At 66.1% G+C, this 24,911-nt stretch carries 20 protein-coding genes; 17 read left to right on the top strand and 3 right to left on the bottom strand.

What is annotated here, in order from left to right; genetic code table 11:
* Window positions 1-85: 85 nt before the first annotated feature.
* Window positions 86-1,234: an ABC transporter substrate-binding protein gene (locus tag F0185_RS09525; RefSeq protein WP_167223769.1), complete on the bottom strand. Its 1,149-nt coding sequence runs from the start codon at window positions 1,232-1,234 to the stop codon at window positions 86-88.
* Window positions 1,235-1,539: 305 nt separating this feature from the next.
* Between F0185_RS09525 and F0185_RS09530 the strand changes: the two genes are divergently transcribed.
* The 16 genes from F0185_RS09530 to F0185_RS09600 all read left to right on the top strand — a co-directional run bounded on the left by F0185_RS09530 (window position 1,540) and on the right by F0185_RS09600 (window position 22,056).
* The gene (locus F0185_RS09530; protein ID WP_229476860.1) at window positions 1,540-2,841 is read left to right on the top strand and encodes an NCS2 family permease; all 1,302 of its coding nucleotides are present in this window, start codon (window positions 1,540-1,542) and stop codon (window positions 2,839-2,841) included.
* 149 nt (window positions 2,842-2,990) lie between these two features.
* A complete protein-coding gene (locus F0185_RS09535) occupies window positions 2,991-5,030 on the top strand; it encodes a methyl-accepting chemotaxis protein (RefSeq protein WP_167223773.1) in 2,040 nt (679 codons plus the stop codon).
* Window positions 5,031-5,068: 38 nt separating this feature from the next.
* Window positions 5,069-5,941, top strand: coding sequence for an outer envelope protein (locus F0185_RS09540; RefSeq protein WP_187362479.1), 873 nt, complete (start codon window positions 5,069-5,071; stop codon window positions 5,939-5,941).
* Between the two features lie 76 nt (window positions 5,942-6,017).
* Window positions 6,018-6,653 carry a glutathione transferase gene (yfcF, locus tag F0185_RS09545; protein WP_167223775.1) on the top strand — a complete coding sequence of 212 codons (636 nt, stop codon included), beginning with the start codon at window positions 6,018-6,020 and terminating at the stop codon, window positions 6,651-6,653.
* Between the two features lie 132 nt (window positions 6,654-6,785).
* Window positions 6,786-7,322, top strand: a complete 537-nt coding sequence (locus F0185_RS09550) for a hypothetical protein (protein WP_167223472.1) — start codon at window positions 6,786-6,788, stop codon at window positions 7,320-7,322.
* 235 nt (window positions 7,323-7,557) lie between these two features.
* A complete protein-coding gene (locus tag F0185_RS09555) occupies window positions 7,558-8,823 on the top strand; it encodes an ABC transporter substrate-binding protein (RefSeq protein WP_167223777.1) in 1,266 nt (421 codons plus the stop codon).
* 4 nt (window positions 8,824-8,827) lie between these two features.
* Complete coding sequence (locus F0185_RS09560) at window positions 8,828-9,721, top strand: carbohydrate ABC transporter permease (RefSeq protein WP_167223779.1); 894 nt, start codon at window positions 8,828-8,830, stop codon at window positions 9,719-9,721.
* Entirely contained in the window at window positions 9,718-10,581 is an 864-nt protein-coding gene (locus F0185_RS09565) for a carbohydrate ABC transporter permease (RefSeq protein ID WP_167223781.1), read from the top strand. The genes F0185_RS09560 and F0185_RS09565 overlap by 4 nt, the downstream gene beginning before the upstream one ends.
* A 3-nt stretch (window positions 10,582-10,584) precedes the next feature.
* Window positions 10,585-11,637 carry an ABC transporter ATP-binding protein gene (locus tag F0185_RS09570; protein ID WP_167223783.1) on the top strand — a complete coding sequence of 351 codons (1,053 nt, stop codon included), beginning with the start codon at window positions 10,585-10,587 and terminating at the stop codon, window positions 11,635-11,637.
* Between the two features lie 107 nt (window positions 11,638-11,744).
* Window positions 11,745-12,767, top strand: coding sequence for a LacI family DNA-binding transcriptional regulator (locus tag F0185_RS09575; RefSeq protein ID WP_167223785.1), 1,023 nt, complete (start codon window positions 11,745-11,747; stop codon window positions 12,765-12,767).
* 197 nt (window positions 12,768-12,964) lie between these two features.
* Window positions 12,965-15,451: a glycoside hydrolase family 3 protein gene (locus F0185_RS09580; RefSeq protein ID WP_167223787.1), complete on the top strand. Its 2,487-nt coding sequence runs from the start codon at window positions 12,965-12,967 to the stop codon at window positions 15,449-15,451.
* Window positions 15,452-15,549: 98 nt separating this feature from the next.
* Window positions 15,550-15,870, top strand: coding sequence for a hypothetical protein (locus F0185_RS34410; RefSeq protein WP_223164481.1), 321 nt, complete (start codon window positions 15,550-15,552; stop codon window positions 15,868-15,870).
* 1 nt (window position 15,871) lies between these two features.
* Window positions 15,872-17,164, top strand: coding sequence for an L-fucose:H+ symporter permease (fucP, locus tag F0185_RS09585; RefSeq protein ID WP_167223789.1), 1,293 nt, complete (start codon window positions 15,872-15,874; stop codon window positions 17,162-17,164).
* Window positions 17,165-17,316: 152 nt separating this feature from the next.
* On the top strand, window positions 17,317-18,060 hold the full coding sequence (locus tag F0185_RS09590; RefSeq protein WP_229476862.1) for a DUF4142 domain-containing protein: 744 nt from the start codon (window positions 17,317-17,319) through the stop codon (window positions 18,058-18,060).
* 104 nt (window positions 18,061-18,164) lie between these two features.
* Window positions 18,165-19,115 carry an AEC family transporter gene (locus tag F0185_RS09595; protein WP_167223790.1) on the top strand — a complete coding sequence of 317 codons (951 nt, stop codon included), beginning with the start codon at window positions 18,165-18,167 and terminating at the stop codon, window positions 19,113-19,115.
* A 94-nt stretch (window positions 19,116-19,209) separates the two neighbouring features.
* A complete protein-coding gene (locus tag F0185_RS09600) occupies window positions 19,210-22,056 on the top strand; it encodes a sensor domain-containing diguanylate cyclase (protein ID WP_167223791.1) in 2,847 nt (948 codons plus the stop codon).
* On the opposite strand, the gene F0185_RS09605 is transcribed toward F0185_RS09600, so the two are convergent.
* Both F0185_RS09605 and F0185_RS09610 read right to left on the bottom strand, forming a co-directional pair.
* Window positions 22,053-22,691: an FMN-binding negative transcriptional regulator gene (locus F0185_RS09605; RefSeq protein ID WP_167223792.1), complete on the bottom strand. Its 639-nt coding sequence runs from the start codon at window positions 22,689-22,691 to the stop codon at window positions 22,053-22,055. The two genes, F0185_RS09600 and F0185_RS09605, sit on opposite strands and share 4 nt — an antisense overlap.
* Before the next feature lies 1 nt (window position 22,692).
* Window positions 22,693-23,157: an OsmC family protein gene (locus F0185_RS09610; protein WP_167223793.1), complete on the bottom strand. Its 465-nt coding sequence runs from the start codon at window positions 23,155-23,157 to the stop codon at window positions 22,693-22,695.
* A gap of 236 nt (window positions 23,158-23,393) precedes the next feature.
* Between F0185_RS09610 and pdxR the strand changes: the two genes are divergently transcribed.
* Entirely contained in the window at window positions 23,394-24,902 is a 1,509-nt protein-coding gene (gene pdxR, locus F0185_RS09615) for a MocR-like pyridoxine biosynthesis transcription factor PdxR (protein WP_370663992.1), read from the top strand.
* The last annotated feature ends 9 nt before the right edge of the window (window positions 24,903-24,911 follow it).

The raw sequence follows: 24,911 nt of genomic DNA on the forward strand, positions 1-24,911 counted from the left end.
GGCGCGGTGGACCTGGACCTGTTCAACGGCAGCGCCCGGGCGCTGGCACAGCCGGGCCGGGCCGCCACCTGAGCGTCGGGCAAGCTTACAGCGGCGCGCGCACGATCGCGCCTTTTTTCCAGATCGCCATCACTGCGCTGCTCAGGTTGATGCCTTCGTGATCATCTTCCGAGAACGGTTTGTTGTAGGTGGCAATCGCACCCGGCACCGTGCTGTTCAGCTTTTCCAGCGCGGCCTTGATCTTGGCGCCGTCGGTGCTGTTGGCCTGGCGGATGGCGGCGGCCAGCAGCAGGATCGAGTCGTGCCCACCGGCCACGGCGGTCGGATTGGTCATGCGCGCACGCTTGTATTCGCTGCGGTAGGCCGTCTCGAATTCGCGCCCGGCCGCCGAGGTGGCGCCTTCCACAAACGTCTGCGGCGAGATCGCTCCTTCGGCATGGGTGGCCGCCACGTTGATGAAGGAATCGGTGGCGTTGGCCCACGAGCCGATCAGCGCCAGGTTCAAGCCCAGCTTGGCGCTGGTGGCGGCGATATGACCCTGCTCGGTGCCGATGCCGTACACCAGCATCACCGTCGCACCGGCTTCCTTGGCCTTGGCCAGCTGGGCCGACATATCGGCGTCGCCCACCTTGAAGCTGCCCACCGAGACGGCCTTGATGTCATGCGTGATCAACTGCTTGACCATGTCGTCATGCCCGCCCGTGCCGTACGGCGTGGTGTCGTGCAGCAGCGCGATTTTCTTGTGGCCCTTCTTGACCGCGTAGTCGACCATCATCTGCGCCTGCAAGGTGTCCGACGCTTGCACGCGGAAGGTGTAATTGCCTTCCGGCGCGTTCTGGAACGCCTTGGTCAGCTTGGTGCCGGCCGACGCCGGTACGATATTGGGCAGCTTGGCCTTTTGCATCACCGGCTGGTACGCCAGCACCACGCCGGTGTTCACGCCACAGGAACACGCCACCACGCCCTTGGCCAGCAACGCTTCCATGTTCTTGCTCGCGTTTTCAGGCTTGCTTTCATCGTTCAGCTCGACCAGTTCCAGGTTGCGCCCCATGACGCCGCCACGGGCATTGATGTGCGCCACCGCGAGGCGCTGGCCGTCGCGTACCGCCAGGCCCAGCGGGGCCGATCCGCCCGTCAGCGGCAACAGCGCGCCGATCTTGATGGTGTCGGCCGCAAACGTGGCGCTGCCGAGGCACAGCGTGGCCGCTGCGAATCCGATATGGCTAAGTTTCATGCGTAATCCTTTTCCTTCTGTTCTGTAAGAGGCAAACTGCTGATGGGACTCCGGATACCGCCGAGCATCATGGTCGCGGGCCCGATGTTGAGCAAATTGATAGCGTTCTTGGCAAGGGCGCTTTAGTTTAAGGCAAATTTGCGCTGATGCAACAATTGAACTGTTGTATTTGCGTCAGCCCATGGCGTATGGCGGCGCTCGCCATGCACTTTGCATGCAAATGGCGACGAGCGGGTACGATATGCCCCCCGCCGGCATGCCGGCTGTTATATTTCCCATGCTTACCCCCAACAGGAGAGACCATCTTGTCGTTACTTGAAAACCATTTCAAACTCAAGGAGCACGGAACCGACGTCCGCACCGAGCTGCTGGCCGGGCTGACCACGTTCCTGACGATGGCCTACATCATCTTCGTCAACCCGTCGATCCTCGGCAGCGCCGGCATGCCCACCGATGCCGTGTTCGTGGCCACCTGCCTGGCCGCCGCGCTCGGCAGCCTGATCATGGGCCTGTACGCCAACTATCCGATCGCGCTGGCGCCGGGAATGGGCTTGAATGCCTATTTCGCTTTCATCGTGGTCAAGCAGATGGGCTTGTCGTGGGAGGTGGCGCTGGGCGCGGTGTTCATTTCCGGCTGCCTGTTTTTGCTGGTGAGTCTGTTTCGCCTGCGCGAAATGATCATCAACGGCATTCCCGCCTCGATCCGGGTCGCCATTGCGGTCGGGATCGGCCTGTTCCTCGGCCTGATCGCGCTGCACAATGCCGGCATCGTGGTGCCCAACAAGGACACCATGGTCACCATGGGGGACTTGCATTCCGCCCCGGCCTTGCTGGCGATCATCGGCTTTTTCGTGATCGTCGCGCTCGACAAGCTGAAGGTCAAAGGCGCGATCCTGATCGGCATCCTGCTGGTCACCGTGCTCAGTTTTTTCTTCGCGGGTAACAAGTTCATGGGCCTGGTGTCGGCCCCGCCATCGCTCGCGCCCACCCTGTTCAAGCTCGACATCATGGGCGCGCTCTCGGTCGGGATCTTGAACGTGGTGCTGGTGTTCTTCCTGGTCGAGCTGTTCGACGCCACCGGCACCATGATGGGCGTGGCCAGCCGCGCCGGCTTCCTGGTCAACGGCAAGATGGCGCGCATGAACAAGGCCCTGATGGCCGACAGTTGCGCCATCGTGGCCGGGGCCGCCCTCGGCACCTCGAGCACCACGGCCTACATTGAAAGCGCGGCCGGGGTCCAGGCCGGCGGGCGCACCGGACTGACCGCGGTGGCGGTGGCGATCCTGTTCCTGTGCTGCCTGTTCCTCTCGCCGCTGGCCTCGGTGGTGCCGGCGTACGCTACCGCGCCGGCGCTGCTGTACGTGGCTTGCCTGATGCTGCGCGAACTGGGCGAGATCGACTGGAACGACACCACCGAAAGCATACCGGCCGCGATCACCGCCCTGGCCATGCCGTTCACGTATTCGATCGCCACCGGCGTGGCCTTCGGCTTCATTTCCTACGCCGTGCTCAAGCTGCTGACCGGGCGCGCGCGCGAGGTCAAGGCGGCGGTATGGGTGATCGCAGCCTTGTTCTTGTTTAAGTTTATCTATCTCGGCGGAGGTTAAACCATTGCGTGTTTGTCCAGCTTGCGACCGGCACGCAACACTTCCTGAGGGCGTTAGCACGCACCAGTGCATTTGGTCTTGACCTGGCGCAAGCCAGAAAGGAATATGGTCCTTGTGTTGTGACTCCCTGTCACCGAAAGGACACCGCCTTGACCCTGTTGCGCCATCTCTCGATCCAAAAGAAACTCATGCTCAGCATGGCCGCCTGCCTGCTGTTGTTCGTTGTCATTTCCTCCACCCTGAGCATCACCATGACCAGCCGCGCCATCCGCGAGCGGGTCGTCGAGCAGGAGTTGCCGTCGGTGGTGGGCGAGATCCGCAATGACGTGCTGCGCCAGATTTCGGTGCCGCTGGGCGCATCGCTGGCGCTGGCCAACAACACCTACATCCACGCCTGGGAAGGCGAGGGCTTGCCCGACGCCGGCATCGAGGCCTGGAAGGCCTACGCCGAGAGCGTCAAGGCCAAGAACAAGGCCGTCACCGTGTTCTGGGTCTCGAAAGCGACCGGCAAGTACATGAGCGAGCAGGGCCTGACCCGCACCATCGACAAGGAAGGCGGCAACGACCAATGGTTCCATGGTTTCCTGGCCGAGGGCAAGCCCTACACCCTGGTGCTGAACAAGGAAGGCGCCTCCGACATCATGTTGTTCATCAACGTGCGCGCCGACGCCGGGCCGGGCAAGCTGGGCGTGGCCGGGGTCGGCCTGTCGGTGGCGGCGCTGGCCGACACCATCCGCGCCTACAAGGTCGGCCAGACCGGCTTCGTGTCGCTGGTCAGCGCCAACGGCGCCGTGCTGGTGCACCGCGACGCCGCCCTGGCCGACGGCAAGCACCTGCTCAAGGACTTGCCGGGCTACAGCGAAGAACTGAGCAAGGCCTTGCTGGGCGGCGCCAAATTCACCCACGCCGCCGGCACCGGCGCCAACGGCGCGCGCATCCTGGCCTCGTCCTATGTGCCGGAACTGAACATGTATGTGGTGGCCGAAGTGCCGGAAACCGAAGTGCTGGGCAACGTCGCGCGCGACGCCACCATCTCGGCCCTGGTGGCGGCCCTGATCGGCGGCGGCATCGGCCTGTTCGGCATCTATTTGATCAGCCGCGCGATCGCCGGCCCGGTGGCGCGCGCTAGCGCCATGCTGAGCGATATCGCCGGCGGCAATGGCGACCTGAGCCGCCGGATGCCGGTCGAGAGCGGCGACGAGGTGGGCGAACTGGCCGATGCCTTCAATCGCTTCGTGTCGTCGCTGAACCTGACCATCAGCCAGGTGCGCGGCAGCACCGAAACCATCGCCGCGGCCTCGAGCGAAATTGCAGCCGGCAATATGGACTTGTCGGGCCGCACCGAAGCGCAAGCGTCGAGCCTGGAAGAAACGGCCGCCGCCATGGAGCAGATGACCTCGACCGTGAAGCAGAATGCCGAGAACGCCAGCCAGGCCAACCAGTTGGTCGTGTCGGCCTCCTCGCACGCGGTCAAGGGCGGCCAAGTGGTGGGGCAGGTGGTCAGCACGATGGGATCGATTACCGACAGTTCGCGCAAGATCGTCGACATTATCGGCGTCATCGACGGCATCGCTTTCCAGACCAATATCCTGGCGCTGAACGCCGCCGTGGAAGCGGCGCGCGCCGGCGAGCAGGGGCGCGGCTTTGCCGTGGTGGCGTCGGAAGTCCGCAACCTGGCCCAACGCTCGGCCGCCGCCGCCAAGGAAATCAAGACCCTGATCGACGACTCGGTGGCCAAGGTCGACGCCGGCAGCAAGCTGGTGGACGAAGCCGGGGTCACCATGCACCAGATCGTCACCTCGGTGCAACAGGTGGCCGACCTGATGAGCGAGATCGCCGCCGCCAGTTTCGAGCAGAGCCAGGGCATCGGCCAGATCAACCATTCGATCAGCGCCATGGACGACGCCACCCAGCAGAACGCCGCGCTGGTGGAAGAAGCGGCCGCAGCCGCCAAGTCGCTGCAGGACCAGGCGGCCAACCTGGCCAGCGTGGTCAGCGTGTTCAAGCTCGACGAGAACGTGGCGCCGCCCGCGCGCGGCGCCCTCGCACGGCCGGCGCCGGCGGCCCGCAACGCGCCACGCCCGGCCGCCAAACCGCTCGCCAGGCCCGCCGCTAAAGCGCCCGCCAGGCCGCCCGCCAAGGCGCCAGCCAAGTCCGCGCCCGCCGGCGACGACTGGGAAGAATTTTGAGCGCCCCCCTTTGCATGACTTTTAACCAGGGAACCACCATGACCGCCATCCACCTGCGCCGCCTGCCCGCGGCCTGCCTCCTCGCCGCCACCAGCCTGGCCGGCAGCGCCGCCCAGGCGGCCGACTGGAGCGACACCGCGATCAGCTGGCGCACCGGCGAGCGTTTCCGCGAGCCGTTCAACAGCGAGAACGTCGGCAAGCACGTCTTTGCGCTGACCCACGCCAGCGGCTACCAGTACGGCGGCAATTTCTTCAATCTCGACATGCTCGTTTCCGACAGCAAGGACCCGGCCTCGCTCAACCAGACCGACGGCGCCCAGGAAGCCTACGTGGTGTACCGCCACACGCTCGACATCGGCAAGCTGCGCGGCGCCCCCATCAAATTCGGCCCGGTGAGCGGGCTGGGCGCGACCGTCGGTTTCGACTGGAACACCAAGAACGACGTCGGCTACAACTCGCGCAAGCAGATGCTGGTGGCCGGCCCGACCGTGATGTGGCAGGTGCCCGGTTTTCTGTCGACCAGCCTGTTGCTGCTACGCGAGAGCAATGCGCCGAGCGGCGCCTTCCCGCCGGTTTCCAACGTGCGCGGGCGCTACGTCTACGACCTGCATCCGATGCTGACGGCCAGCTGGGGTATTCCGGTCGCCCAGTTGTGGGCCTTCGAAGGCTACGCCAACTTCATCGCCTCCAAAGGCAAGAGCGAAACCGGGGCTGACACCGGCGCCGAAACCAATATCGACATGCAACTCATGTTCGACGCCGGCGCGGCCATGGGCTATAAAAAGCGCACCTTCCGCGTCGGGCTCGAATACCAATACTGGAACAACAAATTCGGCAACACCGCGGCCACCACCAGGGGACGGGGCTACCGCGCCAAGACGCCGATGGTACGCGTGGCCTACCACTTCTGAGGGGGTGGCAGCAATGTTGCAAGTTTTGCTATAAGATGAAAGGCTGACTTTCAACCACCACTGCCCGGAGCCCACCATGCAAGAACTGACCCTGTACGTCGACAGCCGTTTCACCAGCCCATGGGCGCTGTCGGCGTTCCAGGCCCTGACCGAGAAAAAGCTGCCGTTCACGCTGCACACGGTCAACCTGGACCAGGGCGAGCAGAAGCAGGCTGCGTTTCGCGATCTCAGTCCCATCGGGCGCGTGCCGCTGCTGGTGCAAGGCGACCTGGCGCTGGCCGAGTCGAGCGCCATTGTCGAATACCTTGAAGAAGCTTTTCCGCCGCCGGCCTACGCGGCCGTGCTGCCGGACGGCGTGCAACAGCGCGCCATGGCGCGCCAGGTCATGGCCTGGCTGCGCAGCGACCTGATGGCCCTGCGCGCCGAGCGTTCGACGGAAGTGGTGTTTTATGCGCCGGTGAGCACGCCGCTCACGCAGGCCGGGCAGGCCGCGGCCGCGCGCCTGATCGCGATTGCCGACCAGTTGCTCACGGGCGAGCATCTGTTCGGGCAGTGGTGCATCGCCGACACCGAGCTGGCGCTGGCGCTCAACCGCCTGATCTTGAACGGCGATCCGGTGCCGGAACGGCTCACCGCCTGGTGCGCGGCGCAGTGGCAGCGCGACAGCGTGCGCCAGTGGATCGCGAAGTCGCGCGGCGGCGTACCCGGGTAAGATGGTGGCGGGCGGGTAGGCCCGGGCGGGAAGCCCCGGGAACTCGGCGGCAAGGATTGCGCTGAATTCCATCGGGCTGTATATTGTTGCCGAAAGGGAGCAGCAATGGAAGAGCGACGCAAGAATCATGCAATGGCCGCGACGGTTGAGAAGGCAATCCTTCTCAAAGACACCGTATCGGTACACCAAGCCGCAATTTACCTGGCCTCGGGCGGCGTGCCGCTCGATGTGACCGGGCGCGTCCTCACGACCCCGTACCGGCGCGGCATGGTGCGCTCCGGGGTCAGTGACGAGGCCTACACCATGCTGCCCGCCACACCGCCGGCCGCATTGGCGCAGCCGGCACGCGCGCCTGCCGCGCCAGTGGCGCGCGCAGCGGCACCCGCACCCGCACCCGCACCCGCACCCGCACCCGCACCCGCACCCGCTCGGGCGCCGGTCCCTGCAAGCGCGCCCGCGCCTGTCGCCGTGCCTGCTCCCGCAGCCGCCGTCGTCCCTGCGCCGGTCGTGCAATCGGCCGCTCCCGCGCTGCCGCTGCCCTTGCGCGCTGCCGATGCCGAAGCCGATTCGGACATGGTCACCGTGCCCCTCATGGTGCCTGGCGCGCCGCCCTCGGCGCCATCATCCTGGCGCGACATCATCCATTCAGCCGGTCCGACCTTCCGCTGAACGCCTCGCCTTGGCGCCATGCGAGGCGCCAAGCGCCGCCCGGCTGTTGCGAAACGTTAACAAAATGCCGGCGCAGCGGATGGTCTTTCATCCCTACGTGCCGGTTTTCCGGCACGATGTTATTTCGTTGACACTGAAAATCGATGGGTGTTATATTCGTGTGCCCGGGATGGTAACGTTTCCAATCTAGCGTTATCCCGGCCAGCGGACACAGATCCGCACACAAGGAGACAGGATGCACACAGCACACAAGCTGGCGCTGGCGGCAGCGCTTGCGCTGGGCGCCTGCGCCACGGCGCACGCGGCGGGACCCACGGCTGGCGCGCCCCGGGCCGGCGCGCCCCGGGCCGAGGTGATTCACTGGTGGACCTCGGGCGGCGAATCGGCCGCCGTCAAGACCATCGCCGACGCCTACCGCGCCGCCGGCGGGGTGTGGGTCGATACCGCCGTCGCCGGCAACGAACAGGCGCGCGCGGTGGCGGTCAACCGCATCGTGGGCGGCAATCCGCCCGCCGCCGCCCAGTTCAACGCCTCCATGCAGTTCCTCGACATCGTCGAACAGGGCATGCTCAATAACGTCGACGAGATCGCCGCCAAAGAGCGCTGGGATACCACCCTGCCGGCGCCGATCCGCGACGTCATCAAGGTCAAGGGCCACTACTACGCAGTGCCGCTGAACGTCCACATGCCGACCTGGATCTGGTATTCCAGGGCGGCGTTCGCAAAAGCGGGCATCGCCAAAGAGCCAGCCACGATGGACGAACTGTTCGCCGCGCTCGACAAGCTCAAGGCCGCCGGCCTGATACCGCTGGCGCACGGCGGCCAGTCGTGGCAGGAGAACATCGTCTTCATGGCGGTGCTGGCCAACGTGGGCGGCAAGGACCTGTACCTGAGCGTGTTCCGCGACCGCGACCAGCGCGCCATCGCCTCCGAACCGTTCCGCCAGGTGCTGGTCGCGTTCAAGCGCCTCAAGTCCTACGTCGACCCCGGCTCGCCCGGGCGCAACTGGAACGACGCCACCGCCCTGCTGGTCAACAACAAGGCCGGCGTGCAGATCATGGGCGACTGGGTCAAGGGCGAGTTCAACGCCGCCAGGCTCACCGCCGGCAAGGAATACGGCTGCATTACCGGCTTCGGCCCCAAGGCGCCGTTCCTGATCCAGGGCGACGCCTTCATCTTCCCCAAGAGCGCCAACGCCGACACGCTCAAGGCGCAACAGCTGCTGGCCGGCGTGATGACAGCGCCGGCCACCCTGGCCGCCTTCAACCGGGCCAAGGGCTCGCTGCCGGTGCGCACCGACGTCGATGCCTCCACCCTCGACGCCTGCACCCAGGCCGCCATGACGGTGATGAAAGAGCGCACGCGCCATGTCGGCAACGGCGAGGTGTATCTCACGCCCGACCAGAACGGCGCGCTGGTCGATGTGCTGACCGCCTTCTGGAACACCGCCATGCCGGTCGAAAAGGCGCAGAAGAACATCGCCGCCGCCTTGAAGCGCTGACGCCATGCGCCACCGCCATCCCCGCGCCCGCACTTTCGCCAAACAAGCCACGCCGTTCGCCGCGCTGCTGCCGATGGCGCTTACCGTCATCGTCGGCTACCTCGGCACGGTGCTCTGGTCGCTGCGCATTTCGCTGACCAACTCGCGCAGCTTCCCGTCCGATACCTTTGTCGGCATGGCGCAGTACACGCGCCTGTTCGAGAACGAACGCTGGCTGCTCTCGCTCAATAACCTGGCCCTGTACGGCGTGCTGTTCATCGGTGCCTGCCTGGTGATCGGCTTCCTGCTGGCCGTGTTCATCGACCAGAACGTGACCGGCGAAGGCGTGCTGCGCACGATCTTCCTGTATCCGTACGCGATGTCGTTTGTCGCCACGGGCCTGGTGTGGCAATGGATGCTCACGCCCGGCAACGGCATCGAACAAGCCGCCCACCAGTTCGGGTTTGCGGGCTTTTCGTTCGACTGGATCGTCGACCAGGACATGGTCATGTACACGGTCGTCATCGCCACCGTGTGGCAGGCTTCCGGCCTGGTGATGGCGATGATGCTGGCCGGCCTGCGCGGCATCGACGGCGAAATCTGGAAGGCCGCGCGCCTGGACGGCATTCCCGCCTGGCGCGTGTACCTGTCGATCGTGCTGCCGATGATGTGGCCAACCATTGCCACCGTGCTGCTGCTGCTCACGACCGCCGTGGTCAAGCTGTTCGACGCGGTCGTCGCCATGACCCAGGGCGGCCCCGGCACGGCCAGCGAAGTGCCGGCCAAGTTCATCATGGATCACCTGTTCGGGCGCGCCAACATCGCCCTGGCTTCGGCCGGCGCGGTGGTGCTGCTGGTGCCGGTGCTGGCCATGCTGGCGCCGTATGCGTATGCGCGCAGCCGCAAGGGTCGCGCATGAAGCGCCGCTCCTACTTCAACCCGGCGCGTATCGGTATCTACGCTTTTTTGATCACCGCCGCGCTGTTCTTCCTGCTGCCGCTGTACGTGATGCTGGTCACCTCGGTCAAGCCGATGGAAGAAATCCGGCTCGGGAATATTTTCGCGCTGCCGCTGCAGATCACCTTCGAGCCATGGCGCAGCGCCTGGAGCGGGGCATGCACCGGCGCCTTGTGCGAAGGCATTCGCGGCGGCTTCTGGAATTCGGTGGCGATCACCGTGCCGAGCACCATCCTGCCGATCCTGATCGGCGCCATCAACGGCTACGCGCTCTCGTTCTGGAAGCCGCGCGGCGCTTCGGTGCTGTTCGCCATACTGATGATCGGCGCCTTCATTCCGCTGCAAGTGATGATCTATCCGCTGGTGCGGGTGCTGGCCGCGTTCGGGGTGTTCGGGTCGCTGCCGGGCATCGTGCTGGTGCACATGATCTTCGCCATGCCGGTGATGACCTTGCTGTTCCGGAATTACTACGCGGCCGTTCCGCATGAACTGTTCCAGGCCGCGCGCATCGACGGCGGCGGCTTCTTTCGCATCTTCGCCCACGTGATGCTGCCGATGTCGCTGCCGATCATCGTGGTCGCGGCGATCATGCAGGTCACCGGCGTGTGGAACGATTACATCCTGGGACTGGTGTTCGCGGGACGCGACAACGCACCGATGACGGTGCAGCTCAATAACGTGATCAACACCACCACCGGCACGCGCCTGTACAACGTCAACATGGCCGCCACCATCCTCACATCGCTGGTGCCGCTGGCGATCTATTTCATCTCAGGGCGCTGGTTCGTGCGCGGAATCGCCGCCGGCGCGGTCAAAGGGTAATCCATGTCGAATGTCTGTGTCCGCAAGCTGTGCATCACCCTCGGTGGCAACGAAATTATCAAGGACCTCGACCTGGCGGTGGAAGAGGGCGAATTCCTGGTGCTGCTGGGGCCTTCCGGCTGCGGTAAATCGACCCTGCTGCACAGCATCGCGGGGCTGATCGATGTCAGCGCCGGCACGGTGGAAATCGGCGGCGAAGACATGACCTGGGCCGACCCGAGCGAGCGCCATATCGGCATGGTGTTCCAGTCGTACGCGCTGTATCCGACCATGACGGTGGAAAAGAACATGTCGTTCGGGCTGCGCATCAACGGCACGCCCAAGGCGGAGATTGCGCGCCGCGTTGCGCGCGCCGCCGACATGCTCCATCTGGGACCGCTGCTGGCGCGCAAACCGGCGCAGCTCTCGGGCGGACAGCGCCAGCGCGTGGCGATCGGGCGCGCGCTGGTGCGCGAAGCGGGCGTGTTTTTGTTCGACGAACCGCTCTCGAACCTGGACGCCAAGCTGCGCGCGGAACTGCGGCGCGAACTGAAACTGCTGCACCATAGCCTGCGCTCGACCATGATCTACGTCACCCACGACCAGGTCGAGGCGATGACCCTGGCCACCCGCATCGTGGTCATGCGGGCCGGTAAAATCTTGCAGATCGGTGCGCCGGCCGAGGTGTACGAGCGGCCGGCCAACCTGTTCGTGGCCGGCTTTCTGGGTTCGCCATCGATGAACTTCATCGATGGCGCGCTCGATCTTGAGGGCTGCTTTGCCGGCAACGGCTTTCGCCTGGAAGGGGGCGCCGCGGGTGCGGCGGCCGGCCAGGCGCTGGTGCTGGGCATCCGTCCCGAGCACATTCGCATCGCCGACGACGGCGCGCTGGAAGGAAAGGTGGCGCTGGTCGAACCGATGGGCAACCACCAGATCGTGTGGATCGCCACCGCCGGCCAGCAGCTCTCGGCCATCGTCAACGACACGCGCGTGTTCGCGCTGGGCGAGACGGTGCGCTTCGCGGTCGATGCGGCGCGCGTGTCGCTGTTCGACAAGGCCAGCGAGCAACGCCTGTAATCGGGACTGGAAAGGCAGGCGCCGGGCATGCATAATCCGACGTTTGCGGTATGCTTTCGCTGTATTTACTAAACTAATGGTCTTGAATTGAACAAGCAAAGGACGCCGTGGCCAATATCAAAGACGTAGCACGCCTTGCCGGCGTAGGCCTGGGGACCGCGTCGCGCGTGGTCAGCGGCAAGGGCTCGGTCTCGCCCGCGACGCTGGAACGGGTCAAGAAAGCCATCGCGGAACTCGATTTCCGCCCGTCGCACGCGGCGCGCTCGCTGCTCTCTGGCACCTCGCAGATGATCGGCGTGTACATCCCGGTCCTCAAGGGCACCTTCTACACCCCCATCCTGCAGTCGATCGATACGGCGCTGCGCGCCGCCGGCCTGCACATGGTGGTCGCGTTCGGGGTCGGCTCGGGCGACGCGCGGCGCCAGGCCATCGAAGGCATCGACTTCTTGATGGAGCGCGGCTGCGACGGCCTGATTTTGCTGACCAATCTGCTGACCGACGACGACATCGCCGCGCTCGGGCCGAAGCAGTCGCGCGTGGTGGTGCTGGGCCACAGCGTCGAGAGCATTCCCGAACAGTGCTTTTCGGCCGACCATACGCAGGGCGGCATCGCGGCGGCGCGCGCGCTGCTGGAGCACCGTCATCGCAAGATCGCCGTGATCGCCGGGCCATCGACCTCGCCCGACAACGTCGAGCGCATCGCCGGCTTCATGGGCGAGTTGGAACGCAGCGGCATCGCTACCAACAAGATGTGGGTGGCCGAGAGCGACTTTTCGCCGCAGGGCGGATGGGACGCGGCGGCCGAACTGGTGGCGTCAGGGCACAAGTTCACGGCGCTGTTTTGCGCCAATGACGAAATGGCGGTCGGCGCGCTGTCGTACTTCCAGGACGTGGGGCTGGCGGTGCCGGGCGATGTGTCGGTGCTCGGTTACGACGATACCCCGAGCGCGCAGTTTTCGGCGCCGCGCCTGACGTCGGTGCACATTCCATGGCGCGACGTGACCCTGAGCGGGCTCAATGCGCTGCTCAATCGCTGTTACGGCAGCGCGCACCCGGTCGAGCGCGAGTTTCCGATCAGCGTGACGGTGCGCGCATCGCTGGGCAAGCCGGCCAGGCGCCGCGCGGAGTAGGGCGCGAGGCGGCTGCTGCGCCGCCTCGCCGTTCCCGCCCCTGCCAAGCCATTTACGCAATCTTATGATTGACAAAATTTCTTCATCGTCGCACTATTGATCGTCGGTTGGGAGCGTTTCCAACTTTTGGCAGCAGCAGAACGGACCCTGGTACCGGTTTTCACCGGCAGGCATTTCCACTTTTTCGCACTGACACCATGATCAAGCAATCCTGTCTTATCGCAGCCGTCGCGCTGCTGCACGCCAGCCACGCCGGCGCCGCTCCCCGCAACCTGACCGACTGGCCGCGCGTACGCAGCGCCGTCGCCCCGGACGCCGCGCTCGAAGCGAAAGTCGCCGGCATCGTGGCCGGCATGACGCTCGCGCAAAAAGTCGGCCAGATTACCCAGCCCGAAATCAAGGCCATCACCCCCGAGCAGGTGCGCGAGTTCTATATCGGCTCGGTCCTCAACGGCGGCGGCAGCTGGCCGAACGGGAACAAGTACGCGACCGCGGCCGACTGGGTCGCGCTGGCCGACAAATTCTACGACGCGTCGATGAGCACCGACATGAAAGTGAAAGTGCCGGTCATCTGGGGCATCGACGCCATGCACGGCAACAGCAATGTGTACGGCGCCACCCTGTTCCCGCACAATATCGGCCTGGGCGCGGCGCATAACAAGAAGCTCGCGCTGCAAATGGGCGAGGCGGTCGGCAAGGCGGTGCGCGCGACCGGCATCAACTGGGTGTTCGCGCCGACGCTGGCGGTCACGCGCGACGATCGCTGGGGCCGCACCTACGAGAGCTTTTCGGAAGATCCGGCGCTGGTAAACAGCTACGCCGCCGAATACGTGCGCGGCATGCAGGGCAAGTTCCGCGACGACGCCAACGTGGTCGCCACCGCCAAGCACTTCATGGGCGACGGCGGCACCGACCAGGGCAAGGACCAGGGCGTCACCCGCGCCACGCCGGCGCAGATGATGAATATCCACGGGGCCGGCTACTATAGTGCGCTGGACGCCGGGGCGCAGACGGTGATGGCCTCGTTTAACAGCTGGGTCGATGTATCGTCCGGCAAGGACTACGGCAAGGTCCATGGCAGCAAGGAGCTGTTGACCGACATCCTCAAGACCAAAATGGGCTTCGACGGCCTGGTGGTAAGCGACTGGGACGGCATCGGCCAGGTGAAAGGCTGCCGCAACGACAGCTGCGCCCAGGCGATCAACGCCGGCATCGACATGATCATGGTGCCGAACGACTGGAAAGCCTTTATCGCCAACACCATCAAGCAGGTGGAAGCGGGCGAGATTCCGATGGCGCGCATCGACGACGCCGTCACGCGCATCCTGCGCGTGAAGCTGCGCGCGGGCCTGTTCGGACACAAGCCGTCGGCCGGAAAATACGCTGGCAAGCCGGAAGCGCTGCAGGCGCGCGCACTGGCGCGCCAGATGGTGCGCGAGTCGCTGGTGCTGCTCAAGAACGACGGCGGCGCGCTGCCCCTGGCACGCGGCAAGAAGATCCTGGTGGTCGGTAAAAGCGCCGACGACCTGTCGCTGCAAACCGGCGGCTGGTCGCTGACGTGGCAGGGCACCGACAACAAGAACAGCGATTTCCCGAACGGCGAAACGATCCTGGCCGGCATCAAGGACGCCGCCGGCGCCGCCAACGTGACCTACAGCGCCACCGGCGAGGGCGTCGACGTGGCGGCTTTCGATACGGTGGTGGCGGTGATCGGCGAAACGCCGTACGCGGAGTTCGGCGGCGATATCGGTCCGTCCGGCACCTTGCGCCACAGCGGACGCTATCCGGAAGACCTGGCGGTCCTCAAAGCCGTCGCCGGCAAGGGCAAGCCGGTGGTGACCGTGCTGGTGTCGGGCCGCGCACTCTATACCAATGACCTGATGAATTTGTCCGACAGTTTTGTGGCCGCCTGGCTGCCCGGATCGGAAGGCAAGGGCGTGGCCGATGTGCTGTTCAAGGGCGCGCATGGTTTCAAGGGCAAGCTGTCGTTCTCGTGGCCCAAGTCGATCTGCCAGGCGACGGTGAATGTGGGCGACGCCGATTACGCGCCGCTGTTCAAGACCGGCTACGGCCTGACCTACGCCAGCAAACAAAAGGTCGGCCAGCTCGACGCCGGTTATGCCGACGGCGGCTGCGGCGTGACCAATCTGTACCCGGTCTTTAACCAGTCGGACCGCGCCACCTGGCCTTTGTTCGTGGTGGTGGGCGAGAAGCGCAGCGCGCTCGGCGCCGACTTGAACAACGCCTTCACCCAGCCCGGCGTGAAGATCGAGACTTCGCAGGTGAATACCCAGCAGGATGCCAAGAACGTCTTCTGGAGCGGCCCGGCGCGCCTGGAGGCGCATGGCGCCAAGGCGCTCGCCCTGCCGGCGTTTGCCACCAAGGATGGCGCGCTGCAGTTCGATACCATCGTCACCAGCGCACCGGCCGGCAAGGTACTGGTGTCGATGGACGGCGCGGCGCTCGACCTGACAGCGGTGTTCAAGGGCCTGGTGGGCAAGGCCAAGCAGACCGTCAGGATTCCGCTGGCCTGCTTCACGGCCAAAGGCGCCGACCTGGCCAGGGTGCAAACGCCGTTCGCGGTGGCCAGCGACGCGGCATTTCACGCCGCCTTTGCCAATATCGAGGTGGCCGGCGGCGCCGCGCTCGAGAAGGACGCACTCAAGTGCGCCGACCTGAAATGAGTGCTGGCGCCTTCCAGGATGCGCGCCGGCTGGCCGATGCGGGCGGTGTAAGCGCCCGCTTCGCGGCTGCGCGGTCGTGGCCCGGGAGGAGGCGGAATATGCACATCGGGTCGGGCGCGGCGCCGCTCGGGCGGGCGCCGGAATCGGGCGCTCGCGCGAGCGAATCCGGCCGGTCGGGTATCATTCCGGCTGCGCTGGGCTTGCCAGCGCGCCGCGCGTATGTACGCGCTTCGGCCGCGCCGGTCTTGTCCGGCCGCGGCCCGCAGCCGGTTCGCGGCGTACTGGCCGGCCCTTCCCCGCGCGTTTCCATGGTGCGGATACGCACGTATCCGCTCACGGAAAAGCATTCCGCGTTCCTCGGTGTATCGGCGTTTTTGTCGGAACAGATGAAAGGGGGCTCGATTAACATGAAGGAGTAGCATGCAACACGTATCGACGGCCAAGGCCGTGCCGCAGGCGCCGGGTGCGCACCAGGGCCATACCGGCCCGCTGATCGTCATCACCATCCTGTTTTTCATGTGGGGCTTCCTCACCTCCCTGAACGACGTCCTGATTCCCCATCTGAAGTCGGTGTATGAGCTGAGCTACGTGAAGGCCATGCTGGTGCAGCTGTGCTTCTTCGGCGCTTACCTGGTGGTGTCGCTGCCGGCCGGCTTCCTGATCAAGAAAATCGGCTACCAGAAGGGCGTCGTGGCCGGCCTGGCCATCGCCGCCACCGGCTGCGCCATGTTCTATCCGGCCGCGAACGCCGGTTATGCGCTGTTCCTGCTGTCGCTGTTCGTGCTCGCCGCCGGCATCACGGTGCTGCAGGTGGCGGCCAATCCCTACGTCACGGTGCTGGGCGACCCGGCCACCGCATCGAGCCGGCTGACCCTGACCCAGGCTTTCAATTCGCTGGGCGCCACGGTGGCGCCGTATCTGGGCGCGCTGCTGATTTTGTCGAGCACCGTGCTCTCGTTGGACGACCTGAAAAAACTGCCGGCGGCCGAACAGGTCGCGTACCGCGCGCACGAAGCGGCCACGGTGCAGCTGCCCTACCTGATGATGGCGGCGCTGCTGGTGGCGCTGGCGCTGTTCTTCGCCATGGCGCGCCTGCCGGCCATTGCCGACAGCGACGACGCTGCCGCCGCCGATCATAGCGACGACAAGGCCTCGGTCACCGGCTACCGCCATCTGGTGCTGGGCGCGCTCGGGATCTTTTTATATGTGGGCGCGGAGGTCAGCATCGGCAGCTTCCTGATCAACTTCATGGGCGAAAAAAACATCGCCGCGTTCAGCGCCGACACCGCCGCCAAATACGTCACCATCTACGGCGGCGGCGCCATGATTGGCCGCTTCATCGGCTTTGCGGCGATGCGTTACATCAGCCCGGGCAAGGCGCTGGCCTTCAATGCGGCCTGCTCGATCGCGCTGATCATGGTGGCGGTGTTCGGCAGCGGCATGACGGCGATGTGGGCGATCCTGCTGGTCGGCCTGTGCAACTCGATCATGTTCCCGACCATTTTCAGCATGGCGCTGCACAAGCTGGGCAAATTCACCGGGCAGGGCTCGAGCATCCTGTGCATGGCCATCGTCGGCGGCGCAGTGGTGCCGCTGGCGCAAAGCGTGCTGGCCGATGCGTTCGGCGTGCAGTTGTCGTTCCTGGTGCCGGCCGCCTGCTACCTGTTTGTCATCTATTACGGGCTCAAGTACGCCAAAATGTACCAGGACTGATTCGCGCTTCGCCGCAGACAGACACCGCCGCTTGCCGGCGGTGTTTTCATTTGCGCGCGCCGATTTGGTTGAACTTGCGGGCGCGGAGCGCGGTCCAAACGAGACAGGCGCCCTCGCGCGGGCGCCAACCCCAACCTCATCAGGAGATCGACATGTTCAACAAGAAATCAGTAAAAGGATTGATCGGCATGTGCGCTGCGGCTGCGCTGTGCGCCAGCCTGGCTGTTCAGGCACAGACCGGCAGCGGACAGGCTGGCGCCGGGCAAGGCGCAAGCGGCCAGAGCGGCACCGGCCAAGGCGGCAGCGGACAAGGCGGGACCGGACAAGGTGGCAGCGGGATGGCCGGTGGGCAGGGCGCGAGCGGCCAGGGCGGGACCCAAGGCAGCACCGCCAGCGGCACCGGTACCGGCACGATCGCCAGCGCCGACCGCAAGATCGTCACCGACCTGGCCATGGCCAATATGGCCGAAATCGAGGCGGCGCGCACCGCCCAGGGCAAGAGCCAGGATGAGCAGGTCAAGAAATATGCGCAGCAAATGATCGACGACCATACCAAGGCGCTGGGCGAGGTGCAGCAACTGGCGCAAACCAAGGGCGTCACCCTGCCATCCACCCTGGACCGCGCGCACAAGGCCAAGGTCGACAAGCTGGCCGCGCTGTCGGGCGACGCCTTCGACCGCGCCTACATGGCGCAGGCCGGCGTGGCCGAGCACAAGAAAACCCACAGCATGCTGAGCAAAGCGCAGGGCCGCACCAAGGATCCCGATATCAAGGCGCTGATCACGCGCATGACGCCGACCGTGGACCAGCATCTGAATGCGGCGAAAGAACTACACGGCAACAAGAGCAAGGCCATGGGCAGTTCGGGCACGGGGACGGAAAAAACCGGCCAGTAGCATCGCCCATAAGCAAGGCCGGCATCGCCGCGCGGCGGATCGTCGATATCGGCGGCGGAGGGGACGCGGGCACGAGCTGAGCGGTCACGCTACAATGACCGCTCATGCTCGCCATCCTCGCCATTACCTTCCCGTTTTTCGCCCTGGTCCTGTGCGGCTACCTTGCCGTGCGGCGTCATTTGCTGCCGCAATTGGCCATTCCGGGCCTGAACAGCTTCGTCCTGTATTTTGCCTTGCCGTGCCTGCTGTACCGCTTCGGCTCGACCACGCCGCTGACTCAGTTGCTCGACGCCGGCCTGTTCGGCGTCTACCTGCTGTGCGCGCTGACGACGGTGGGCCTGGCCATGCTGCTGACCTTGCGCCGCGCCGGCTGGAACGATGGCGCTTTCGGGGCGCTGGTGGCGGCTTTTCCCAACACCGGCTTCATGGGTGTGCCGCTGCTGCTGGCCCTGCTGGGGCCGCGCTCGTCCGGGCCGGTAATCGTGGCGCTGGTGGTCGACCTGGTGATCACGACGTCGCTGTGCATCGCCCTGTCGCGGCTCGGCCCGTCAGGCGGGCAGAGCAGTGCTACGGCCCTGCGCAATGCGCTCAAAGGCATGCTGCGCAACCCGATGCCATGGTCGATCCTGCTGGGCGCGCTGGCGTCCGGGGTCGGCCTTGTGCTGCCCCAGCCGCTGATGAGCACGATCAGCCTGCTGGCCGACGCCGCTTCGCCGGTGGCGCTGTTTACCATCGGCGCGGTGCTGGCGCGCTCGCAGATGAACGCCAGCGGCGCCACCGCGCTGGCCGATTTTGTCCCGATTGCCCTGATCAAGCTGCTGATCCACCCCTTGCTGTTGCTCGCCATCGGTCATGCCGCCATCGGGCTCGGCGTTCCCATCGACCCGGCCGCCCTGACGGTGCTGGTGCTGGTCGCCTGCCTGCCCAGCGCCAGCAACGTGGCGCTGCTGACCGAACGCTTCGGCGCCGACACCGGCAGGGTGGCGCGTATCATCCTGGTCTCGACCGCACTGTCCTTCCTGAGCTTTTCGGCGGCTGTATCGTTGCTGATATGAAACATTTCTGACTTCTGGCAGCCTGTTTGTGAAATAATAACGGGCGAGTCCATCGACGATGCGGCGGCAAATTCAGGGGTGTCGATTGCTAGAAATGTTTGCAGTGGAGCAGGAGCTGGCGCAACTGGAAGAGGAGCTTTCTTCCCAGTACGGTCTCGCGCGCCTGAAGCCGATGCTGGCGCTGGCCTGGCACCTGCGCCAGCGCGACCCTGCGCGCGCGTGCACCCTGTCGCTTGACGCCGCGCCTTTGCTGGCGCTGCTGCCCGAAGCGGAACGGCGCCTGGAACAGGCGCGCTGCCAGCTGATCGACGGTGAAGCCGCCTGGCTGGACGGCCAGCTCGACGCCGCGCGCGCCCTGGCCGACGCGGCCTGGGAAGAATTCCACCGCCAGGACGACTCGATCGGCAGCGCCGACGCGCGCTGGCTGCGCGCCTGGATCGAAGTCGATCGCGGCAACGCCGCCGCCAGCGACGCCGAACTGGCGGGCGCCGCGCATGACGTCTGGCGCGCCGGCGACCGTTTGCGCGCCGACGTGATCGACGCCGCCGCCGCCTTGTTCGCGGTTTTCCGCAACCTGCACTCGGCCAATGAACGCTGGGGCAAGCGCTTCGATCCCGCCGAAAAAGGCCTGCACCCGGCCGCCGCCGGCTGGATCAACGACTACCTCGGCACCGCCGCCTTCCAGGCCAGCGACTTCGGGCGCGCCATCGGCCTCTTGATGAACACCTTCGAAGCGGCGCTGGCCACCGGCCAGGTGCGGCGCGCGATCAACGTCGCCACCAATATCGGCAACGCCTTCACCAGCCTCAATGCGCACCACGCCGCGCTCGAATGGATGCAGCGCGGGCTGGACCTGGCGCGTCCAACCGGCTGGCCGATGAGCATTGGCCTGGCGCTGATGCAGACCGCCGAAACCCTGCGCCAGCTGGGCCAGCGCGAAGCGGCGCTGGAACTGCTGCACGAAGCGCTGGCCACGCTCGCGCCCATGTCCGGGTCGCGCGCCTACGCCATCGCGCTCGAATACGAAGGCGACCTGGCGCTCGACGGCGGCGACTATCCGGCGGCGCTGGCAAGCTTTGCGCGCCTGGAAGCGCGCGGCGAAGCGCTGCGCCAGGCCGACTTTCAAAGCGGCGCGCGGCGCGGCCAGGCGCATGCGCTGTCGCACATGAACCGCCCGCACGATGCGCTCGACAAAGCCGCCGCCGCGCTGGCGCTGGCGCGAGAACACGGCGACTCGTACAACCAGATCGCCGCGCTCAAGGTGCTGGCCGAGATCCACGCGCGCCACAGCCTGCCCGGTCCCGCGCCGCTGGATGCGCCCAGTCCCGCGCTGCATTACCTGCGGCAGGCCATGGCGGTGGCGGCCACCATCGACGGCTACACGGTGCCTGGCGACCTGTATGACGCGGTGGCGCGCGAATACGCCAGCGTGGGCGATTACCCGCAAGCCTACGACATCGCGCTGCGCGCCGGCGCCGCGCGCGACAAGACCCACAGCCAGGAAGCGACCAACCGCGCCGTCGCGATGCAGGTGCAGTACCAGACCGAACGCGCCAAGACCGAAGGCGAGCATCATCGCCAGCTGGCCGCCGCCGAAGCCAAGCGCGCCGAGGTGCTGCAGCAGACCAGCGCCACGCTCGAACACTTGTCGGCCATCGGCCAGGAGATCACCACCCACCTCGACGCCGCCGCCGTGTTCCGCGCGCTCGACCGCCATGTGCATGGCTTGCTCGACGCCACCCATTTTTCCATCTTCCTGATCGATGCGGACGGCAGTTCCCTGAGCTGCGCCTTCGGTGTGGAAGCGGGCAAGGCGCTGCCGGCCACGCGTTATTCGCTCACCGACGAACATGCCAACTCGGCGCGCTGCGTGCGCGAGCGCTGCGAGATCCTGCTCGACCTCAATGCCGGAGACGACATGCCGAACCTGATCCCCGGTACGCTGCCGACACTGAGCCTGCTGTTTGCGCCGCTGTTGATCGGCGAGCGGGTGCTGGGCGTGATGACGGTGCAGTCGCTGCAGGCGAACGCCTACCGCGAACGTGAGCGGCTGATTTTCCGCACCCTGTGCGCGTACGGCGCCATCGCCCTCGATAACGCCGGCGCCTACCTGCAGGTGGCGGCCACGCTCAAGGCCCTGAGCGCGACCCAGGCGCAGCTTCTGGAAAAGAACCTCGAACTCGAGCAAGCCTACAAGGCGCTGGAAGAGGTGAGCCTGACCGACCAGTTGACCGGCCTGCGCAACCGCCGCTTCTTCTTGCAGCATGTCGACGCCGACGTGGTCATGAGCCTGCGCGGCTACGACGACCCGCTGCGCAACGGCGCCGTCGAACGCGAGAACGCGCCGGGCAAGGACCTGGTGTTCTTCATGGTCGACCTGGATCACTTCAAGGAAGTCAACGATTTGCACGGCCACGCGGCCGGCGACGCGGTGCTGGTGCAGATGCAGGAGCGCCTGCGTGAAGTGTTCCGCGAGTCCGATTACCTGATCCGCTGGGGCGGCGAAGAGTTCCTGGTGCTGGCGCGCGCCACGCACCGCGACGACGCCAAGGTGGTGGCGGAACGGATTCGCCAGGCCGTCGCCAATCGCGACTTCGTGCTTCCCGACGGGACGGCCGTGCGCAAGACCTGCTCGATCGGGTTTGCGTGCTTTCCGTTCGTGCCGGAAGAACCGCGCCTGTTATCGTGGTCCGAAGTGGTGGAGCTGGCCGACCAGGGCCTGTACCTGGTCAAGCGCTCCGGGCGCAATGCCTGGGCCGGCATCTACAGCACGCCCGAAGCCCGGCACGAGGGCGTTTTCTCGCGCCTGATCCACCATCTGGAACAGGCGCTAACCGATGGCGAGGCCAGGCTGGTGACCAATGTCGACGAGGTGCAGGTAGCGGCCGGCGCCAAGCCGCGGCGTTTGGTGCTCGCCACCGACAAAGTGACGCCGCGTTAGATTTGCGCGCGGCGCCGCATCGCCTGCGCCATCGGCGCATCCATGGCCGCCATGACCGTCCGATGGTCGTTCTGCGAGCGGTTCTGGCTCACCTTCCATTTGCCGTGCATGCGCGTGACCGGAATTTCGATCCCCACGATCATCTCCACCAGGCGCTCGATGAAGCCGGGCGGGGCGTCGTCCATGGTCCATGGCGTTCCCTGCGTGCCTTCATGGCGCGCGGTCAGGCGGGCCAGCAGCGCGAGTATCCACGCCGGGTCTTCGATGGCGCGCAGCGGGCCGTGCGCGTGCACCACTGCGTAGTTATAGGTCGGGACCACTTTGCCGCTGATCTTCTTGTCCTCGTACAGCGCCGGCGTGATGTAGGCCGACGGACCCTGGAACACCACCAGCGTCTCTCCTTCGTGGCGCCAGAGCGGATTGGCGCGCGCAACGTGGGCACGCAGGATGCCGAAGGGCGCGTCGGCTACCGCGCCGGCTACCGCGTCGGCGTCGGCGGCGTCGATCAAGAACGGAATGTGGTTGGCGTCCAGGCCGGCGTCGCCGTGCGTGATGACGGCGCCCAGCGGGTGCTCGTCGATCAGGCCGTGCAGCAGGGCGGGGCGGATCTCGTCGAAACAGGAAGGTCCGTACATCTTATGCACTCCCTTCGATGACCACGTCGGCCTTGATCGAATTGGCGATGTAGCACTGCGCGTGGGCGGCGTGGTGCAGGGCGTCGAGTTGGGCGGCGTCCGGACCGGTGCCGTCGGCAAAGCTGATCGCCGGACGCAGCACGATGCGGGTCATGGCCATCTTGCCGTCGGCGTTTTTGCTCATGGTGCCGATGGCGTGGTCAAGGTAGGCGTCCACCACGTGGCCGGCGCGCGCGGCCAGCGACAGGAAAAACAGCATGTGGCAGCTCGACACCGCCGCGACCAGCGCCTCTTCGGGATCGACGGCGGCGGGGTCGGACATCGGCGGCGCGACCGACAGGGGCGACGAGGAGGCGGGCACCCGCAGGCCGCCGTCGAAGGTCCAGGCGTGGGCGCGGCTGTAGCGGTTGTCCAGGAACGGCTGCGCACCGCGCTGCCAGGCCAGTTGTGCTTCGAATTGCTGCATTTTTTCTCCAAAGGTCTGTGTGTAGCGCTACCGGACGTTAGTGCCACCGCACCAACCCCCGTCATTCCCGCGCAGGCGGGAATCCAATTTTCTATGCGGATCGCAGATGCCTTGGATTCCCGCCTGCGCGGGAACGACGGGGTACTGTTGGCGGTACTAATGCAGTGGGTGCGGCGGCCAAGCGATCATCTTATGCGCCGCTTTGGCTTGCTCAAATATCCAATTCACGCGATTATGTGAAGACCAATTTAAAGATCGCCATGCTCGTCACCGACATCCTCGCCGCCTTGCCCCTCGCGCGCGGCACACAAGATCCCCTGTTCCGCCAGCTCTACGCGCAGATCAAGGACGCCATCCTGCGCGGCACGCTCGGCGCCGGCATGCAGCTGCCGCCCACGCGCGAACTGGCGCGCCTGCTGTCGGTCTCGCGCCAGACGGTGCTCAACGCCTACGACCAGCTTGGCGCCGAAGGCTACCTCAGTGGCGCCGTCGGCAAAGGCACCTTCATCAGCGAGCACCTGGCCCAGGCCGCGCCCGCCCCGCAGGCTACCCAGGCCACGCTGGCGCCGATGCGCCCCCTGTCCGCGCGCGGCGAGGCATACGCCACGGCCATGGAAAGCGTCGGCTTCCATCAAGGGAAACTGCGTCCTTTCCGCGTCAGCATGCCGTCGCTCGACCTGTTTCCGTTCGATGTCTGGAGCCGCCTGGAGGGGCGGCGCTGGCGCCATCCCGACTACCACATGGGCTACAGCGACCCGGCCGGCTACGCGCCATTGCGCGAGCTGCTGTGCGTCTACCTGCGCGCCTCGCGCGGCGTGACCTGCACGCCCGAACAGGTGGTGATCACCTCCGGTTCGCAACAGGGCCTGTTCCTGCTCTCGCAACTGCTGCTCGCGCCTGGCGACGAGGTCTGGGTCGAGTCGCCCGGCTACCAGGGGGCCAGCGCACCGCTGTTCGCCGCCGGCGCCAACGTGCGCACGGTCCCGGTGACGGCCGACGGCATGGACGTCGCCTACGGCATCGCGCATTACCCTGACGCGCGCATGGTGCTGGCCACGCCTTCGCACCAGCTGCCGCTCGGCGTGACCATGAGCCTGCAGCGCCGCCTGGAGCTGCTGCGCTGGGCCGCCGCCAAGCGCGCCTGGATCATCGAGGATGACTACGACAGCGAGTACCGCTACACCGGCCCGCCGCTGGCGTCGCTGCAAAGCCTGGACCGCGCCGGCTGCGTGCTGTACGTCGGCACCTTGTCGAAGGTGCTGTTCCCCGGCCTGCGCCTCGGGTACATCGTGGCGCCGCCGGCGCTGGTTGAACCGGTGGTGCGCGCCAAGGCGGTGATGGACCGCCACACCGCCATCGTGCCGCAGATGGTGCTGGCCGACTTCATCGCGGACGGCCATTTTGGCCGCCACATCCGGCGCACGCGCGACGCCTACGGCGAACGGCGCGCGGCGCTGCTGGACGCCATCGCCGGGCGGCTGGGCGAGAAGGTGCTGGTCGGCCCGTCCGACGCCGGCCTCGATCTGGCCGTGCATTTCCTGGGCGGCCACGATGAAGCGACGGTCGTGGCGCGCGCCCTGGAGCAGGGCATCGAAACGCGCGCGCTGGCGTATTATGCGAACCGCTCGGCCACGCCCGCGTGCGCATTCGCTCCCGGCCTGCTGCTGGGGTTTTCGTCGCTCACGCCGGCGCAGATCGTGCACGGAATCGATGTGCTGGCGAAGGTGCTAAGCCCGCCGCCTTGAACTATACTG

The sequence above is a fragment of the Massilia rubra genome, from assembly GCF_011682065.1.
GTDB lineage: Bacteria > Pseudomonadota > Gammaproteobacteria > Burkholderiales > Burkholderiaceae_D > Telluria_A > Telluria_A rubra.